Here is a 17,795-nt window from a genome sequence, read left to right as displayed (position 1 = left end):
ACCATGGTGATCACCGCCATACCGTGCTAAATGCGGCAATTTATAAGAACGTCTATTAATCTTTTCCGACGTGAGTCGGGATCACGGGCCAACCAATGCTCTTGGCGGCGCCTCGGGCGGCGTAGCCGCTGACGCCGTCGCTGCCGGCAAGATCGTGGTGCCCGAGGGCGTGACGCTGACCTCGAATTTCGATCAGAACCGGGCTCAGCTCGGTGACAGCCCGGCGTACCGCTTCCTCGACTACTCGCAGGACCAGGACGGGCGGGTCGTCGAGCTCAGCTGGAACGAGCTGTGGTCGCGGGTCTGCGCGATCGGTGCCCGTTTGCAGCAGGTCACCCAGCCCGGGGACCGGGTGGCGATCCTCGCGCCGCAGGGTCTCGACTATGTGGCGGGCTTCTTCGGCGCCATCCATGCCGGCAATGTCGCGATCCCACTCTTTGCGCCGACTTTGGCCGGGCACGGCGAGCGGCTGGCGGCGGTGCTGGCCGACGGCCGGCCCGCCGCGGTCTTGACCACGACCTCGGCGGCCGAATCGGTTCGGACGTTCATCCGGACGTTGCCCGCGCAGGAGCGGCCGCGGATGATCGCGGTGGACGCCGTGCCCGCAACGCTCGGGGCGACTTTCACCGACCCCATCAGGGATACCGACGACCTCGCCTATCTGCAGTACACGTCGGGCTCGACCCGAACGCCGGCCGGTGTGGAGATCACCCATCGCGCCGTCTACACCAATGCGATGCAGATGATCCTGCACGGCGGGCTGAACACCGACGTCCAATGCGTGAGCTGGCTGCCGCTGTATCACGACATGGGCCTGATGATGATCGTGTTCACGGCGTATTTCGGGGCGCACGTCACGCTGATGGATCCGATGGCGTTCCTTCGGCGGCCTTACCGATGGATGAAGCAGCTGGGCATTGCGGCGACCCGCGGCCGGACCATGGCGGCGGCGCCGAACTTCGCTTTCGAGTTGACGGCCCAGCGTGGTCTCCCGCCCAAAGGGGAGGATCTCGACCTCAGCAACGTGGTGTGCCTGCTCAACGGGTCGGAGCCCGTGAGCATGTCGGCCATCGAGCAGTTCACCAACGCGTTCGCCCCGTATGGCCTGCCCGCGTCGGTGGTCAAGCCGTCCTACGGGATGGCGGAAGCGACACTGTCGGTCGCCAGCATCGCCTCGGACGCCGCCGCCAGCGCGATCTTCCTCGACCGGGAGCAGCTCGGTGCCGGCCGCGCGGTGGTCGTCGAGCCGACCGCCCCCGGTGCGCTCTCCCTTGTCTCGTGCGGCCAGCCGATCCTCGAGCAGTGGGCGGTGATCGCCGATCCGGACGGCGCGGAGGTGCCCGACGGCACCGTCGGGGAAATCTGGTTGCACGGCAACAACGTCGGCCGCGGCTACTTCGGGCGCGAGGATGAAACACGACGGGTGTTCGGCAACAAGCTGCAGTCCAGGCTCGAGGTCGGTAGCCACGCCGAGGGCGCCCCGGACAACGGGTCCTGGCTTGCCACCGGCGATCTCGGTGTCTACGTCGACGGCGAGCTGTACCTGACGGGCCGGATCAAGGACCTCATCATCATCGATGGCCGCAACCATTACCCGCACGACATCGAAACGACGGTGAGCGAAGCCTCGTCGGCCATCCGCTCCGGCTACGTCGCCGCGTTTTCCGTTCCTGCCGAGGCGGTTTCATCTCTTACCGGCAGCGGTCGCTCCGGCGAGCAGGTGGTCGTCGTGGCCGAGCGCGCCGCCGGGGCGGGCCGCGAGCTGGCACCGATCGCCGACACCGTGCGCGCCGCGATCTCGCGGCATCACCAGATTCGCGTCGCCGATGTGCGGCTCGTGGCCGCCGGGGCCATTCCCCGCACCACCAGCGGTAAACTTGCCCGCAATGCCTGCCGCGCCGAGTACCTCGAAGGGCGTTTCAACCGCTGACCGGCAGCCAGGGCCCGAGCCTGCGCAGGGCCTCCTCGATGTCGCTCGTGGGTCCCGCGAACGAGAGCCGGACGAACGAATTGCCGCGCCCAGTGTCGAAGTCGATGCCCGGCGCGATGGCAACACCGGTGTCGGCCAGCAGCTTTGAGCAGAATCCCAGCGAGTCGCTGGTGAAGTCCGAGACGTCGGCGTACACGTAGAACGCGCCGTCGGTGGGCGCCAGCCGGTCGACGCCGATCGCGCGCAGCCCGTCGAGCAGCAGCGAGCGGTTGACCGCGTAGTGGCGCAGATTGCCGTCGGCCTCGGCGGTGGCCTCCGGGGTGAACGCCGCCACCGCGGCGATCTGCGACAGCACCGGCGGGCAGATGGTGAAGTTGCCGGTCAGGCAGTCCACCGCCCGGCGCAGCTCGCCCGGCACCAGCAGCCAGCCAAGCCTCCAGCCCGTCATCGCGTAATACTTCGAAAAGCTGTTGACCACCACCGCATCTCGTGACGTCTGCCAGGCGCAGCTGGTCTCCGGCGCCCCGTCGTAGACCAGGCCGTGGTAGACCTCATCGCTGATCAGCCGAACCCCGGATGCCGCGCACCACGATGCGATCGCGGACAACTCGGCCGGCGGGATGACCGTCCCGGTGGGATTGGCGGGGCTGGCGACGATCACGCCCTGGATCGGTGGGTCCAGTTCGGCGAGCATCCGCGCCGTGGGCTGGAATCGGGTGTCCGGCCCGCATGCGATGTCCACCACCTCACAGCCCAACGCCGACAGGATGTTTCGATAGCAGGGGTAGCCCGGACTGGCCAGCGCCACCCGGTCGCCGACGTCGAAGCACGCCAGGAACGCGAGCAGGAATCCGCCCGAGGAGCCAGTGGTCACGACGACCGCGTCGGGCTCCACGTCGATGCCGTGTTTACGTTGGTAGTCGTCCGCTATCGCGGTGCGTAGCTCCGGGATACCCAGCGCGACGGTGTAACCCAGCTGATTGGCGTGCAGCGCGGCGGCCGCCGCCGCCCGCACCGGTTCGGGCGCGCCGACGCTGGGCTGGCCCGCCGACAAGTTCACCAGGTCGCCGTGGCTGCGCTGGCGCTCCGCGGCGGCCAGCCAGACATCCATCACATAGAACGGCGGGATGCCGGCGCGCAGTGCGACGTGATCGGTCACGTCGGCAATACTTCGGATTCCAGTTGGCGCAGCAGCTCTCGCGGCGAGTCGAGCAGGTGCGCGCTGCCGTGGGCGCGTTTGAAGTACAGGTGCATGTCGTGTTCCCACGTGATCGCGATGCCCCCGTGCAACTGAATCCCCTCGGCGGCTACGGCTTTCAGGGCCTCGGTGGCCGCAAGGCGCGCGGTGGCGGCGTTGGTGGGCGTGGGGTCGTCGCACGCGTCGGACACCACGGCCTTCGCCGCGGCGACGGTGACATACAGATCGGCCATCCGATGCTTGAGTGCCTGAAAGCTGCCGATCGGACGGCCGAATTGGACCCGGCTCTTGGTGTATTCGACGGTCAGTTCCAGGCAACGCTCGGCGGCGCCGATCTGCTCGGCCGCCAGCAGGATGGCCGCGGCGTGCGCGATGCCAGGGTCGGCGCCGATCTCCTCGGTCTCTTCGGGCTGCAGCCGGGCCAGCCGCCGGGTGGGGTCCATCGTGGCTACCGGCTGAGCGGTGAACCGGGACCACCTGCTCAGCCGGCCGCCGTCGGCGGCGGCGCCGACGTCGGCGAGGTCCCCGTTGACCACGTAGTCGGCGTCGAGCACCAGCGCGCCGATCGAACCGCCCTCGGCAAGCCCGGCCAGGGTCTCGCCGTCCGGCTCGGCCGCGGCCAGCAACGCCAGCTCCGCCAGCGTCGTACCCAGCAGCGGGGAGGGGACGAGGGCGCGGCCCAGCTCCTGCAGAACCGTTGCGGCATCGGCCAATTCGCCGTCCGCGCCGCCGAGCTCCTCGGGGATCACCAGCGCCGCCGCGCCGACCTGCTCACACAGCAGCCGCCACAGCGACTCGTCGTAGCCGCGCTCGGACTCCATCGCGGCGCGCACCGCCGCCGGATCCGCGTGCTTGGCTACCAGGGCTGCGACGGTCTCGCGCAGCAGCTCCCGTTCTTCACTCATAGCGCCTCCAGCACTCGGCGCCGATGCGCCTCGGGCGTACCCCAGGCCGAGCGTAACGCCTGCACCCGCAGCAGCCACAGCGACAGGTCGTGTTCCTGGGTGAACCCGATCGCGCCGTGGGTTTGCAGCGAAGCGCGCGCCGCCAGCAGGGCCGCCTCGGACGCCGCGGCCTTCGCCGCGCCGACGTCGCGCGGCTCGGCCGTGAGCGCCGCGCCGTACACCAGGGGACGGGCCAGCTCGATCGCGATGTGCACATCGGCCAGCTTGTGCTTGATCGCCTGGTACGAACCGATCACCCGGCCGAACTGGCTGCGTTGCTTGGCGTAGTCGACGGCACCGTTCAGCAGCGCCTCGGCGGCGCCGACCAGCTGCGCCGCGGTCGCCAGCGCCCCGAACTCGAAGGCGCGCTTGACGTCCGCCTGCCAGGGCGCACCAGACGCGGTGACCTCGTAGAGGCGGCGGCCGGGGTCGACCGACTCGTGTCGTTCGGCTGCCTGGGCTTCGGTGACGCCAGTGTCGGTGGCCAGCAGCACCAGCCCGGCCGTGTCGGCGTCGACGGCGCGCGGGGTGTGCGGCGGGTACGCGACGGTGGCGATGAGCTCGCCGGAGGCCAGGCCCGCGCAGCGCTCGTCGTCCGCCAGCAGAATCGGTGCCACCGCGATGGATTCGGCCACCGGGCCCGGCACGCACCAGCGGCCCAGCCGTTCGAGGGCGACCACCAGGTCGACGGGCTCCGCGCCGATGCCGTCGAATTTCTCCGGCACGGCCAGCGCGGTGACGCCGAGGTTGGCCAGCTGCTCCCACACCTTGCGGCCGGGCGCGGTATCCCCAGCGGACCACGCGCGGATCGTGCCCGGCAGGTCCGCCGCGCCGAGCGCCGCGTCGATGCTGGCCGCGAAGTCGCGCTGCTGTTCGTCTAGTGCGAAGTCCACGGTCACTTCTTCTCTCGGGGCAGGCCCAGCAGCCGTTCGGAAATGATGTTGCGCTGGATTTCGTTGGTGCCGGCGTAAATTGGTCCGCCCAGTGCGAACAGCAGCCCGTCGGTCCATGCGCCGGCCAGCTCGCCTTCGGCGTCGAGGACGTCGAGCGCCGTCTGATGTATCGCCACGTCGAGGTCAGACCAGAACACCTTGGTCACCGACGATTCCGCGCCGAGCTCGCCGCCGGCGGCCAGCCTGGTCACCGTGCCGAACGTCTGCAGCCGGTAGGCCTGGGCCTTGATCCACGCGTCGGCAACCCGGTCGGCGAATGCGGCGGGGGACCCGCGGTCCTTCCACAGGCGCACCAAGCGTTCCGCCGCCGCGAGGAAGCGGGCCGGGCTGCGCAGCGACATGCCGCGCTCGTTGCTGGATGTGCTCATGGCCGCCCGCCAGCCCTCGTTCGGGGTGCCGATGACGTCCTCGTCGGGAACGAACACGTCGTCGAGGAAGATCTCCCCGAAGCCGGTGTCGCCGCCGAGCTGCACGATGGGCCGCACGGTCACGCCCTTGGCCTTGAGGTCGAACATGAGGTAGGTCAGGCCGTTGTGCCGCTCGGCCGACGGGTCGGAACGGAATAGCCCAAATCCCATTTCGGCGAACGGCGCCCGCGAGCTCCAGATCTTCTGGCCGTTGAGCAGCCAGCCGCCGTCGGTTCTGGTGGCGGTGGACCGCAGCGATGCCAGGTCGCTGCCGGATTCGGGCTCCGACCATGCCTGCGCCCAGATCTGTTCGCCGCTGGCCATTTTCGGCAGGATCCGGTCGAGCTGCTCGGAGGTGCCGTGCGCGAACAGCGTCGGGGCCAGCATGGAGGTTCCGTTTGCGCTGGCCCGTCCCGGTGCGCCGGCGCGAAAGTACTCCTCCTCGAACACCACCCAGTGCAGCAGCGGCGCGTCGCGGCCACCGTAGCGCTTCGGCCAGGTGATCGCCGACAGGCCGGCGTCGAACAGTACCTTGTCCCAATGCCGGTGCTGGGCAAAGCCTTCGGCGTTGTCGTAGGACTTTGTCGGGATCTCCTGGGCGTTGGCCGAGAGGAATTCCCGGACCTCGGCCTGGAAGGCCAGCGTGTCGTCGTCTAATTGCAGGTCCATCAGGCCAGCTCCCGCAGTTGTGGTTTGACCACCTTGCCACCCGGGTTGCGCGGCAGCGCGTCGACGAACCGCACCGAGCGCGGTGCCTTGAAGTTCGCCAAATGCTCACGGGTGTAGGAGATCACGGATTTTTCGTCGAGGTTGGCGCCCGGCCGCGCCACCACGAACGCGCGGCCGACCTCGCCCAGCCGCTCGTCGGGGACCCCGATCACCGCGGCGTCGGCCACCCCCTCCATGCGGGCCAAGACCTGCTCGACCTCGGCCGGGTAGACGTTGAATCCGCCGCAGATGTACATGTCCTTGAGCCGGTCGGTGATGCGCAGGTTGCCGGCCTCGTCGACGGCGCCGATGTCGCCGGTGTGCAGCCAGCCGTCTGAGTCAATGGCGGCGGCCGTCGCGGCCGGGTCGTCGAGGTAGCCCAGCATCACGTTCGGCCCGCGCAGCAGCACCTCGCCCGCTTCCCCCGAAGCGCTTGAGTCGATCCGCAATTCGAAGTCGGCGAACGGCCGCCCGCAGGTGGTGGCGACGGTGACCGCGTCGTCGTCGGCGCGGCACATGGTGCCCATGCCGTTGGCCTCGGTCAGCCCGTAGGCCGTCAGCACGATGTCGATGTCGAGCTCGGACTGCATGCGCTCGACCAACACGACCGGCACCGTGGCCGCTCCCGTCACCGCGAACCGCAGCGAGCTCAGGTCGTGGTCGCGGCGGGCCGGATGGTCCAGCAGCGTCTGATAGATGGTGGGCGGCCCGGGCAGCACCGTGATGCGGTGTTGCCCGATCGCCTGCAGGGCCCGCAGCGGGTCGAAGGTCAGGTGGGGGATCAGCGTCGCGCCGGTCTGCAGGCAGGCCAGGATGCCGGCCTTGTAGCCGAAGTTGTGGAAGAACGGGTTGATGCACAGGTAGCGGTCGTCGCTGGTGATCTTGCCGTTGGCCGCCCACGACGCCGAGGCCGACAGCGACTGCCGATGCGCACACAGCACGCCTTTGCTGCGGCCGGTGGTGCCGGAGGTGAACAGGATGTCGCTGACGTCGTCGGGGCTGACGGCGGCGGCGCGGTCCGCCACCGCATCCGTGTCGGTCCCGCGGGCGATGAACTCGTCCCACGTCCCGTCGTCGGCGTCGATCGGGATTCGGACGATGTGCCGCAGCGCCGGCAGGGCTTGAGAGCCCAAGCGGTCCAGGTCGGCGAGGCGATCGTTGCCGAGGAATCGCCCCATCCCGAACAGCACCGGCGCGCCGGTGCGCGCCAGGATGTCGGCCGCTTCCTCGGCGGTGTAGCGGGTGTTCAGCGGCACCATCGCGGCCCCGGCGTGGTGAATCGCGAGGCACGCCACCACCCAGTGCCAGGTGTTCGGCGACCAGATCGCGACCCGGTCTCCGGCCCGGACGCCCAGCGCGATGAGCGCGGCCGCCGCCCGGTGCACCTCGGCGCGCAGTGCGGCCGACGTGAAGGACCGTTCGTCGGTGATCAGGGCGTCGTGATCGGGGAGTTGCTGCGCCAGACGATCCAGCGCCGCCGGCACGGTGCGCGGGTCGCCGATCATCATTGCTCCTCTGGACCGCTCCTAACAAAGCAAGTGCTTGGTAGGTTAGCCTACAGGGCATGCAGGACGTCGAGGAGTTCCGGGCCGAGGTCCGCCAGTGGCTCGCCGACAATCTGGTCGGCGAATTCGCGGCGCTCAAGGGGCTCGGCGGGCCGGGCCGCGAGCACGAGGCCTTCGAGGAACGCCGGGCGTGGAACCAGCACCTCGCCAAGGCCGGACTGACCTGCCTGGGCTGGCCCGTCGAGCATGGGGGCCGCGGACTTTCGACCGCGCACCGGGTGGCGTTCTACGAGGAGTATGCGAAGGCGGACGCGCCGGACAAGGTCAACCACTTCGGCGAAGAGCTGCTCGGCCCGACGTTGATCGCGTTCGGGACGCCCGAGCAACAGCAGCGCTTCCTGCCGCGCATCCTCGACGTCACCGAGCTGTGGTGCCAGGGTTATTCCGAACCCGGCGCCGGCAGCGACCTGGCCAATGTCTCGACGACCGGCGAACTCGACGGCGACGAATGGGTGATCAACGGCCAGAAGGTGTGGACGTCGCTGGCGCACCTGTCGCAGTGGTGCTTTGTGGTGGCACGCACCGAAAAGGGCTCCAAGCGGCACGCCGGTCTGTCGTACCTGCTGGTGCCGCTGGACCAACCCGGCGTGCAGGTCCGGCCGATCGTGCAGATCACCGGCACCGCGGAATTCAACGAGGTGTTCTTCGACGACGCCCGCACCGATGCCTCGATGGTGGTGGGGCAGCCCGGCGACGGCTGGCGCGTCGCGATGGGGACGCTGACCTTCGAGCGCGGCGTATCCACGCTCGGGCAGCAAATCGTCTACGCCCGTGAGCTTTCCAACCTGGCCGAGCTCGCGCAGCGCAACGGCGCCGCCGACGACCCGTTCATCCGGGAACGCCTGACCCGGACCTGGACCGGGTTGCGGGCCATGCGGTCGTACGCGCTGGCCACCATGGACGTTGAGCAGCCGGGTCAGGACAACGTGTCAAAGTTGTTGTGGGCCAACTGGCATCGCGCCCTGGGCGAGCTGGCGATGGATGTGGTCGGCAAGGCCGGGATGGCGCTGCCCGACGGCGAATTCGACGAGTGGCAGCGCCTGTTCCTGTTCACCCGTGCGGACACCATCTACGGCGGGTCCAACGAGATCCAGCGCAACATCATCGCCGAGCGGGTGCTCGGCCTACCCCGAGAAGTTCGTGGATGAGCGCTTGCGCGAAGACACTGGAGGAAGCATGAGTCTGTCCGAAACTCCGAAAGAGGTTGCCGGACACGGCCTTCTGGAAGGAAAGGTGGTCGTGGTAACCGCGGCCGCGGGGACCGGCATCGGTTCGGCGACCGCCCGCCGCGCGCTGGCCGAGGGGGCCGACGTGGTGGTGTCCGATCACCACGAACGACGGCTGGGGGAGACCGCCGATGAGCTCGCCGCGCTCGGCCTGGGCCGGGTTGAGAAGGTGGTGTGCGACGTGACGTCCACCGCGCAGGTCGACGCCCTGATCGACTCGACCACCGCGCGCATGGGTCGGTTGGACGTGCTGGTGAACAACGCGGGCCTGGGCGGGCAGACGCCCGTGGTCGACATGACCGACGACGAATGGGACCGGGTGCTGGACGTGACGCTGACGTCGGTGTTCCGGGCGACCCGCGCGGCGCTGCGCTACTTCCGCGAGGCGTCGCATGGCGGCGTGATCGTCAACAACGCCAGCGTGCTGGGCTGGCGCGCCCAGCACTCGCAGTCCCACTACGCCGCCGCCAAGGCCGGCGTGATGGCGTTAACCCGGTGCAGCGCAATCGAGGCCGTCGAATACGGGGTCCGCATCAACGCCGTCTCGCCCAGCATCGCCCGGCACAAGTTTCTGGACAAGACGACCTCGGCCGACCTGCTCGACCGGCTCTCCGCCGGCGAGGCGTTCGGGCGGGCCGCCGAGCCGTGGGAAATCGCCTCCACCATCGCGTTTCTGGCCAGCGACTACTCGAGTTACCTGACCGGAGAGGTGATTTCGATATCCAGCCAGCATCCGTGAGGGCTGAGCGGCGCGCAGCCGGCCTAACCCGCGAAAAGCCGACTGACGGCTACAGGCTCTTCAACAGCTGAGTGAGGCTGAACAAGCCGGCCACGCCGGTGCCCGAGTTGAACAGGCCCGAGTCCAAGCCGCTAAAGACGCCACTCGGGAAAGGCGGGACGGGACCTGTGACGCCGGTGTTGAAGAAGCCCGAGATGTCACCGTTAATAGCGGAACCGCCGCTGGCCGTGTTTCCAATGCCCGACATGCTGATGGGCCCGTTGCCGGTGGCCGTGTTGAAGAAGCCAGAGATGTTGGCACCGGTGTTTCCATAGCCCGAGTTAGTGGCGCCGCTGTCGGTGGTGGCCCCGACGGCCGTGTTCACGTTGCCCGAATTCCAGAAGCCCGTGTTCGTGCCTCCCGAATTGCCAAAGCCGGTGTTCTCGGAGTCCCCGTTATCGAAGCCCGTGTTCAAGTTGCCCGCATTCCCGAAGCCGGTGTTCTCGCCGCCCGAGTTCCCGAAACCGGTGTTCAGGTTCCCCGCGTTCCCGAAGCCGAAGTTCCCTTGGCCCGCGTTCCCGAAGCCGAGGTTGCCGAAGCCGGAGTTCCCAACGCCGATGCTTTGGAGTTTGCCCAGATCAGCAGGGACGGTATTGGCGCCCGAGCTGAAGAGGCCGACGTTGCCGTCCCCGGAGTTGAAGAAGCCGATGTTGCCGGTGCCCGAGTTGCCGAAGCCGATGTTGCCGCTGCCGGAGTTCAGACCGTTGAACACGAACTGCCCAGTCGTGCGGTCGACATAGGCGTTGCCGATACCGACCAAATTGTTGCCGGTGAGGCCGAAGCCGAGGTTGTTGTTCCCGGTGTTGCCGCCACCCTGGTTCCCGATGCCGGTGTTACCCACGCCGAAATTGTTGGTCCCCAAGTTGCCCAGGCCGACATTGAGGCCGGTGGTCAGGCTGGTGGAACGGTTTCCCATGCCGATGTTTCCCGCGCCGCGGTTTCCGGAGCCGAAGTTGTTGTTGCCCGTGTTTCCGCTGCCGGTGTTGTTGTTGCCCGCGTTTCCGCCGCCCAGGTTGGAGCTGCCCTTGTTGCCGCTACCGACGTTGCCGCTGCCGATGTTGCCGTTGCCCAGGTTGGCGTTGCCGAGGTTGCCGATGCCCAGGTTGGGCAGGGTCTGCAGGAACTGCTGCAGACTGGCCGGGATCGGAATCAGCGACGCCGCCGCCGTGGACGCCCCGGCGTGATATCCCGTCATCGCCGCCACATCCGCAGCCCACATCTCCTCATACTGGCCCTCAGCGGCCATGATGGCCGGTGCGTTGAACCCGAAGAAATTCGACCGAACCAACTGCACAAACGCAGTGCGGTTGGCCGCCACCGCCAACGGATGCACCGTCGCAGCCCGGGCCGCCTCGAACACGCTGGCCACCGCCCGGGCTTGGCCGGCCGTGCCGAATGCCTGCGCTGACGCCGCGTTCAAGAACCCCGCATATGGGGCCGCCGCAGCGGTCATCGCCGCCGATGCCGCGCCCTGCCACGACTGTCCCGCCAACCCCGAGGTGACGGAGGAAAACGACGACGCCGCGGACCCCAACTCCGCCGCCAACCCGTCCCAGGCCACCGCCGCGTCCAGCATCGGCGCCGAACCGGCGCCGGTGTACATCAGCAAAGAGTTGATTTCCGGCGCTAACACCGCGAAATTGACCACTGTCGACCTCCCACCCGATCCGACGGCCGCCACCGCGGCGACCGGTATCCGACTGTGCGGTTAAGAACGGCGGCTACGCCCACGCCAGCGACATCGGGTCGTTCGTAATCGAGCAATCAACAACAGCAGAGACGCTACGACGATGCCGGGGCGAATATCCGGCTTTGGCAAAATGTGGCAAACCCACGCTCGCCGGGGGCGAGATCTCGGTATTCCGCCGGCATCCGTGAGCAGTTAGGGCAACATCCGGCTGAGACCGAACAGGCCAGACGAGCCGGTGATCGCATTGAACATGCCCGAGGCGTAGCCCGCAACGGCGGTCCCCAAGAAGACGTTGTTCGGGTCCGGGACGATGTGGTTTCCAATGCCCGAGACCTGGTAGTCGAAAACCGATCCGCCGGTGACCGAGTTGAAGAAGCCCGAGACAAAACCGTTGAAGTTGGCGCCGCCGCTGGCCGTGTTGTAGAAGCCCGACACGTCGTCACCGACATTGCCGAAGCCGGAGTTGGGAAGGCCCGAGTCGGTGATGAAGCCGACGCCCGTGTTTGCGCTGCCGGAATTCCACATCCCGGTGTTGGCGAAGCCCGAATTCCCGTCGCCGGTGTTGATGCCGCCCGAATTCCAGTTCCCCGTGTTGTCGACGCCCGCATTACCCATGCCGGTGTTCTGGGCGCCGGAGTTCCCGAAACCGGTGTTGAACTCCCACGAGTTGCCGAAACCGTTGTTTCCCAGGCCAGAGTTTCCGAAGCCGATGTTGTTGCTGCCGGAGTTCCCGAAGCCGATGTCGTTGATGTTGCCGAGGTTGAGGGTGTTGGCCCCGGTGTTGAAGATGCCGACGTTGCCGCTGCCGGAGTTGAAGAAGCCGATGTTGCCGGTGCCCGAGTTCCCGATGCCGATGTTGCCGGCGCCCGAGTTCAGTCCGCCGAAGTGGAACTGGTTGGTCGCGGTGTTGAAATAGGTGTTGCCGATACCGATCTCGTTGTTACCGGTCAGCCCGAAGCCGATGTTGTTGCTGCCGGCGTTCCCACCGCCGATGTTGTTGGTGCCGAAGTTCCCGCCCCCGCGGTTACCGTCGCCGCTGTTGCCGAAGCCGATGTTGTTGTTGCCGTTATTGCCCATGCCCACGTTGCCTCCCGTAGTGGGCGTCTTTCCGGTGTTGCCGAAGCCGATGTTTCCGAAACCGGCGTTTCCGGAGCCGAAGTTACGGTTGCCGGTGTTTCCGTCTCCGACGTTGTGGTTGCCGATGTTTCCGCCGCCCAGGTTGGAGCTACCGGTGTTGCCGTTGCCCGCGTTGCCGCTGCCGGTGTTGCCCCCGCCCAGGTTGGCGCTGCCGAGGTTGCCGACGCCGAGGTTGGGCAGGCCCGCCAGCAGGTCCTGGAGGGTCTGCGCGGGCACCAACTGCGCGGCCGCCGCCGATGCCCCGCCGTGGTAGCCCACCATGGCCGCCACGTCCTGGGCCCACATCGCCTCGTAGTCGCCCTCGAGTTGGGCGATCGCCGGCGCGTTGAGGCCGAACCAGTTCGACACCACCATCTGCACCAGCGAATTGCGGTTCAACTCCACCATGATCGGATGCACCGTCGCCGCCTGCGCGGCCTCGAAAGCGCTGATCACCGCGCGGGCCTGCCCGGCGGCCGTAGCCGCGTGGGAGGCCGCCGCGCCCAACCACCCGCTGTAGGGCGCCGCCGCCGCCGTCATCGCCTGGGCCGCCGGGCCCTGCCAGGCCTGACCCGCCAAGCCGGACGTCACCGATGAGAACGACGACGCCGCCGAACCCAGTTCCGAGGCCAACCCGTCCCAGGCGGCTGCCGCGTCGAGCAGGGGCGCCGAGCCCGCGCCAGCAAATATCAGTGCCGAATTCAACTCCGGGGGCAACACCAAAAAGCTCATGACCGTAGCCTCCTAGCCGTTCAGCCTGCCGCCGCCGCGGCCAGCCTTAATAGATGGGGGACTGCTCCTTTGGCGATCCGTGCCGTCGGGCGTGCCCCGGCCGGGCGCCGACGAACGCCACTGCGCTCTGCTGGCCCGCCACTGCGCCGCTCGCGTCACAGCAAATCGCCACGGTTGGTAGGGTACGTCGATTCGGCCGAAAGCGGACGTTTTCGCGGAAATGTCTTCGGGGCCGTATCCCAGCGGCCTCGCTAGCCGAGCAAGCGCTTGGTTGATACCCTGATCGGATGGACCGAGTGGCCGGTCAGGCGAACAGCCGCCGGGACGAGTTGTTAGAGCTCGCCGCGACGATGTTCGCCGAGCGCGGATTGCGCGCCACCACGGTACGCGACATCGCCGACGGTGCCGGCATCCTCTCCGGCAGCCTGTATCACCATTTCTCGTCCAAGGAGGAGATGGTCGACGAGTTGCTGCGCGGCTTCCTGGACTGGTTGTTCACCCGCTATCGGGAAATCGTGGACAGCGAGCCCAATCCGCTGGAGCGGCTCAAGGGGCTGTTCATGGCGTCGTTTGAGGCGATCGAGGATCGGCACGCGCAGGTCGTCATCTACCAGGACGAGGCCAAGCATCTGCGGTCACAGCCCCGGTTCTCCTACATCGAGGACATGAACCGGCAGCAGCGAAAGATGTGGGTCGAGGTGCTCCATCAGGGCGTCGACGAGGGTTACTTCCGGCCCGACCTCGACGTCGACCTTGTCTACCGATTCATCCGCGACACCACCTGGGTGTCGGTGCGCTGGTATCAGCCCGGCGGGCCGCTCACCGCACAACAGGTGGGGCGGCAATATCTCGCCATCGTGCTTGGCGGGATTACCAAAGAAGGAGTCTGAAAGATGGCAGAGGCGTACGTCATTGACGCTGTACGTACCGCGGTTGGCAAGCGCAACGGCGCCCTGGCCGGGGTACACCCGGTCGACCTCGGTGCTTATGGGTGGCGCGGGTTGCTCGATCGCGTCGACGTCGACCCCGCCGCCGTGGACGACGTGATCGCCGGTTGCGTCGACGCCATCGGGGGGCAGGCGGGCAACATCGCCCGGCTCTCCTGGCTGGCCGCCGGTTACCCCGAAGAGGTTCCCGGTGTCACCGTGGACCGGCAGTGCGGGTCCAGCCAGCAGGCCATTTCCTTTGGCGCGCAGGCGATCATGTCCGGAACGGCCGACCTGATCGTGGCCGGCGGCATGCAGAACATGAGCCAGATCCCGATCTCGTCGGCGATGACCGTCGGCGAGCAGTTCGGGTTCACCTCACCGACCAACGAATCCAAGCAGTGGCTGCACCGGTACGGCGACCAGGAGATCTCGCAATTCCGCGGCTCGGAGATGATCGCCGAAAAGTGGAACCTGTCGCGCGAAGAGATGGAGCAGTACGCGCTCACCAGTCACGAGCGCGCGTTCGCGGCCATCCGCGGCGGGCACTTCGACAACGAAATCATCGCTGTGGAAACCGAATCCGGTCCGTTCCGGCTCGACGAGGGTCCCCGCGAGTCGTCCCTCGAGAAGATGGCCGGCCTCAAGACACTGGTAGAGGGCGGCAAGCTCACGGCGGCGATGGCCAGTCAAATCTCCGACGCCGCCAGCGCCGTGCTGCTGGCGTCCGAGCAGGCCGTGAAGGACCACAAGCTGACCCCGCGCGCCCGCATCCACCACATCAGTGCGCGCGCCGCCGACCCGGTCTTCATGCTCACCGGCCCCATCCCGGCCACCCGCTACGCCCTGGAAAAGACGGGGTTGTCCATCGACGACATCGACACCGTGGAGATCAACGAGGCCTTCGCGCCCGTTGTGATGGCCTGGCTCAAGGAGATCAAGGCCGATCCCGAGAAGGTCAACCCCAACGGCGGCGCGATCGCGCTAGGACATCCGCTGGGCGCCACCGGGGCCAAGCTGTTTACCACCATGCTCAATGAGCTGGAACGCATCGGCGGTCGCTACGGCCTGCAGACGATGTGCGAGGGCGGCGGCACCGCCAACGTCACGATCATCGAGCGCCTCTAGCGGGCGAGGCCCGCCCCGCTGCGGCGCCCAGTGTGAAATCCACGACGCCAGAGCGGCGTGTTGCGTCGTGCGTTTCACACTCGGCACGTTGTCGGTCTGCGTTGGCACCATTGCCGTCATGACGGAGCTATTCCTCGGCAGTGAGGCCTTGGCCGCCAACCTCATGCCGGAGCGGGCCATGCGATCGCTCTACGTGGCGGTCTACCCGGGCGTTTACGGCCCCGGCGACATCGAGCTGACGGCGCGCGAACGCGCGCGGGCGGCGTGGCTGTGGTCGCGACGCAAGGCGGTCGTCGCCGGCAACTCCGCGGCGGCGGTTCTCGGGGCCAAGTGGGTAAGCCCGGCGCTCGATGCCGACCTGATCCACGACAATCGCCACCCGCCTGCCGGCATCGCGGCGCACTCCGAAGCCTTGCTCCCTGGAGACGTGGTCGAAGTCGACGGCATGCCCGTAACCAGCCCGGCACGTACGGCTTTCGACGTTGGGCGTTGGACATCCTCGCGGCTGCATGCAGTCCAGCGACTCGATGCGCTGGCGAACGCGACCAATGTCAAGATCAATGACGTCGAGGCCGTAATCGCCGCACATCGTGGCGCGCGCGGTCTGGTCCGCCTTCGAGCGGTGTTGCCGCTCATGGACGGTGGCTGCGAATCTCCCCAGGAAACGCGAACCCGTTTGGTGTTGATCGGCGCAGGGCTGCCTGCGCCAGAAACGCAGATCCGAGTCTTCGACGAGTACGGCGGCTTCGTTGCGCGCATCGACATGGGTTATCGCGAGCTGCATGTCGGCATCGAGTACGACGGACCCCAACACTGGACGGACCCGGCGCAGCGCCAACGTGACATCGACCGGCACGCCGCGCTGCTCGACTTGGGCTGGTCGATCATCCGGGTAAGCAGCGACCTGCTCCGCTATCGGCAAGGGACGCTCGTCGTCCGAGTGGTCGCCGCGATGCGCGCCGCGGGCTGGCGCCCCTCGCCTCCGCGCGTGCAATCTGCGCCGCTTCAACGGCGTGTCGCGTCGTGAATTGCACGCTGGGCGTTGCGATCACCGGGCGGCCAGCACCAGCGCGATCCCGGCGAGCGCCAGCAGCCAACTCGTGAAGCTGCCCACCAGAAAGTACTCGGTCACCTCGTCGATGCCGACGTCACCGTTGCGGTTTTTCTGCGCGCTCAATTCGGGGAAGCGGATGATGCCTTTGGCGGCGACGACGGCGCTGGCCGCGGCCACCTGACCGCCGACGCCGAGGCTCAGGATCAGCAGTCGTTCCATCGGGCCCAGCAGCCGGCCGCCCTTGAGCCGGTCCGACGGCTGCGGCTCGCCGGCCGGGCGCACCGCCCCCACCGACCCGAGCACGAGGCGCACCAACTGATTTCCGGTCGCGAACTGCACCAGCACCACTCCGAGGATCATCAGCAGTCGGGTGGGCGTCACGTGGCTCAGCGGCAGCTGCACCCACCCCGACCACCGCCCGACGACGCCGCCGACCGCCGAGGACCATCCGGACAAGACGATCAGCAGCACCAGCGCCGCAGCGAACACGGCCAACGGGGCCGCCTGCTGCCGGCCGCTGCGCTCACTGCGCAGGCAGAGCCACTCCCAGACGACTGACGCGGCGGCCGCCACCACAAGCAACAGGATGTCGCCGCGATGCCACAGCGCACCCAGCGCCACGCACGCCACCACCACGGCCGGTCCCGCCGCGAGCGGGGCCCACGCCGCGCGGACCGCGCGCCGGCACAGGTCGGCGATTCCGACCGCGAGCAGCAGGACCGCCACGCCGCTCACGGCAGGCCCCGAAGATACTGAGAGGCAACGACAATCAGGTCCAAACCGTCACGGGCCGCCCGTTGGGACACCGCGGACGCGCTGATGCCCTCGGCAGCGGCGAGTTCCTTTTTGGTTCGGCCGGTCATCAAGCCCCTCACAATTCGCAACGATCTTTCATCGAGCGATCCAAGCAGATGGTCCCGACAAATCAGGGCCGCGTTGACGGCGGCGACGTCGGTGCGCGTGTCGTCGGCCGCCCGGAATGTCGTGCGCACCAGCGTGAAGCCGGGCTGTCGCTGAGTGTCCGCCGTCCGCTGGATCGCCTCGCGCGCGCTCCACCAGCCCGGCCCGTCCTGGATTCCGGCATCGGCGTCGAGGACGGTGACCGTGCCCCAGCCGATGCCGAAACGGACGTCGATCTCCGGGGCAAGCAGGAGGCGGATGGTCAATGCCGCGTCGATGGCGGCACCGAGGGTGGGGTAGCTGCCCTGGAACTCGTCGCCGACCGTGAAGGCGGGCGGGCCGACGGCACCGGCGGCGACTTGGCCCAGCGCCGTGGCGACGCGTCGATGCAGGCCGGGCCGGTCGCGGGCGCGCCGGGACCCGACGACATCGCCGATCACGGTCGCACGGAGTGAAGAGCCTATCTTCATCTTCACCATATAAAGAGTATAGCTTAATTGCTCTAGGATTCAGCTATACGCTTAATTTAGCTGAGTGCGT

15 protein-coding genes are annotated in these 17,795 nt (G+C 67.9%); 6 read left to right on the top strand and 9 right to left on the bottom strand.

The features are described 5' to 3' along the window. Positions 1 to 151: 151 nt before the first annotated feature. Positions 152 to 1,930 (top strand): fatty acyl-AMP ligase, encoded by a 1,779-nt coding sequence (locus tag A5787_RS15785; RefSeq protein WP_255361727.1) that lies wholly within the window; start codon positions 152 to 154, stop codon positions 1,928 to 1,930. On the opposite strand, the gene A5787_RS15780 is transcribed toward A5787_RS15785, so the two are convergent. Genes A5787_RS15780 through fadD3 form a run of 5 tightly spaced genes read right to left on the bottom strand, consistent with a single transcriptional unit; the run spans position 1,920 to position 7,645 of the window. Continuing rightward, a complete protein-coding gene (locus A5787_RS15780) occupies positions 1,920 to 3,089 on the bottom strand; it encodes a pyridoxal phosphate-dependent aminotransferase (RefSeq protein ID WP_066968559.1) in 1,170 nt (389 codons plus the stop codon). The genes A5787_RS15785 and A5787_RS15780 overlap by 11 nt on opposite strands. After that, positions 3,086 to 4,033, bottom strand: coding sequence for an acyl-CoA dehydrogenase family protein (locus tag A5787_RS15775; RefSeq protein ID WP_066968557.1), 948 nt, complete (start codon positions 4,031 to 4,033; stop codon positions 3,086 to 3,088). The genes A5787_RS15780 and A5787_RS15775 overlap by 4 nt, the downstream gene beginning before the upstream one ends. Further along, entirely contained in the window at positions 4,030 to 4,971 is a 942-nt protein-coding gene (locus tag A5787_RS15770; protein WP_156763963.1) for an acyl-CoA dehydrogenase family protein, read from the bottom strand. Before A5787_RS15770 ends, A5787_RS15775 begins: the two co-directional genes overlap by 4 nt. After that, a complete protein-coding gene (locus tag A5787_RS15765; RefSeq protein WP_066968555.1) occupies positions 4,968 to 6,101 on the bottom strand; it encodes an acyl-CoA dehydrogenase family protein in 1,134 nt (377 codons plus the stop codon). The genes A5787_RS15770 and A5787_RS15765 overlap by 4 nt, the downstream gene beginning before the upstream one ends. Next, positions 6,101 to 7,645 carry a 3-((3aS,4S,7aS)-7a-methyl-1,5-dioxo-octahydro-1H-inden-4-yl)propanoate--CoA ligase FadD3 gene (gene fadD3, locus A5787_RS15760; RefSeq protein WP_066968607.1) on the bottom strand — a complete coding sequence of 515 codons (1,545 nt, stop codon included), beginning with the start codon at positions 7,643 to 7,645 and terminating at the stop codon, positions 6,101 to 6,103. The genes A5787_RS15765 and fadD3 overlap by 1 nt, the downstream gene beginning before the upstream one ends. Before the next feature lie 59 nt (positions 7,646 to 7,704). On the opposite strand from fadD3, the gene ipdE1 reads away from it, so the two are divergent. Then, the gene (ipdE1, locus tag A5787_RS15755) at positions 7,705 to 8,853 is read left to right on the top strand and encodes an acyl-CoA dehydrogenase IpdE1 (protein WP_066968553.1); all 1,149 of its coding nucleotides are present in this window, start codon (positions 7,705 to 7,707) and stop codon (positions 8,851 to 8,853) included. A 28-nt stretch (positions 8,854 to 8,881) separates the two neighbouring features. Further along, on the top strand, positions 8,882 to 9,670 hold the full coding sequence (ipdF, locus tag A5787_RS15750; protein WP_066968551.1) for a (5R,7aS)-5-hydroxy-7a-methyl-1-oxo-2,3,5,6,7,7a-hexahydro-1H-indene-carboxyl-CoA reductase: 789 nt from the start codon (positions 8,882 to 8,884) through the stop codon (positions 9,668 to 9,670). 49 nt (positions 9,671 to 9,719) lie between these two features. On the opposite strand, the gene A5787_RS15745 is transcribed toward ipdF, so the two are convergent. Both A5787_RS15745 and A5787_RS15740 read right to left on the bottom strand, forming a co-directional pair. Next, entirely contained in the window at positions 9,720 to 11,357 is a 1,638-nt protein-coding gene (locus A5787_RS15745; RefSeq protein ID WP_066968549.1) for a PPE family protein, read from the bottom strand. 234 nt (positions 11,358 to 11,591) lie between these two features. Continuing rightward, positions 11,592 to 13,247, bottom strand: a complete 1,656-nt coding sequence (locus A5787_RS15740; protein WP_066968547.1) for a PPE family protein — start codon at positions 13,245 to 13,247, stop codon at positions 11,592 to 11,594. A 287-nt stretch (positions 13,248 to 13,534) separates the two neighbouring features. Between A5787_RS15740 and kstR2 the strand changes: the two genes are divergently transcribed. The 3 genes from kstR2 (at position 13,535) to A5787_RS15725 (ending at position 16,328) form a co-directional block, all read left to right on the top strand. Beyond that, positions 13,535 to 14,137 (top strand): TetR family transcriptional regulator KstR2, encoded by a 603-nt coding sequence (gene kstR2 / locus A5787_RS15735; protein ID WP_066968545.1) that lies wholly within the window; start codon positions 13,535 to 13,537, stop codon positions 14,135 to 14,137. A gap of 3 nt (positions 14,138 to 14,140) precedes the next feature. Beyond that, entirely contained in the window at positions 14,141 to 15,301 is a 1,161-nt protein-coding gene (gene fadA6 / locus A5787_RS15730) for a steroid 3-ketoacyl-CoA thiolase FadA6 (protein ID WP_066968543.1), read from the top strand. Between the two features lie 118 nt (positions 15,302 to 15,419). Continuing rightward, a complete protein-coding gene (locus A5787_RS15725; protein WP_066968541.1) occupies positions 15,420 to 16,328 on the top strand; it encodes an endonuclease domain-containing protein in 909 nt (302 codons plus the stop codon). Positions 16,329 to 16,349: 21 nt separating this feature from the next. On the opposite strand, the gene A5787_RS15720 is transcribed toward A5787_RS15725, so the two are convergent. Both A5787_RS15720 and A5787_RS15715 read right to left on the bottom strand, forming a co-directional pair. After that, positions 16,350 to 17,090 carry a hypothetical protein gene (locus A5787_RS15720; protein WP_066968539.1) on the bottom strand — a complete coding sequence of 247 codons (741 nt, stop codon included), beginning with the start codon at positions 17,088 to 17,090 and terminating at the stop codon, positions 16,350 to 16,352. Beyond that, positions 17,087 to 17,734 (bottom strand): SatD family protein, encoded by a 648-nt coding sequence (locus A5787_RS15715; protein ID WP_082977249.1) that lies wholly within the window; start codon positions 17,732 to 17,734, stop codon positions 17,087 to 17,089. The genes A5787_RS15720 and A5787_RS15715 overlap by 4 nt, the downstream gene beginning before the upstream one ends. Between the last annotated feature and the right edge of the window lie 61 nt (positions 17,735 to 17,795).

Source organism: Mycobacterium sp. 852002-50816_SCH5313054-b, from assembly GCF_001667185.1.
In the GTDB taxonomy this organism is placed as follows: domain Bacteria; phylum Actinomycetota; class Actinomycetes; order Mycobacteriales; family Mycobacteriaceae; genus Mycobacterium.
The sequence above is the reverse complement of the archived record's forward strand: the minus strand, read 5'-3'. Positions and strand labels throughout refer to the sequence as shown.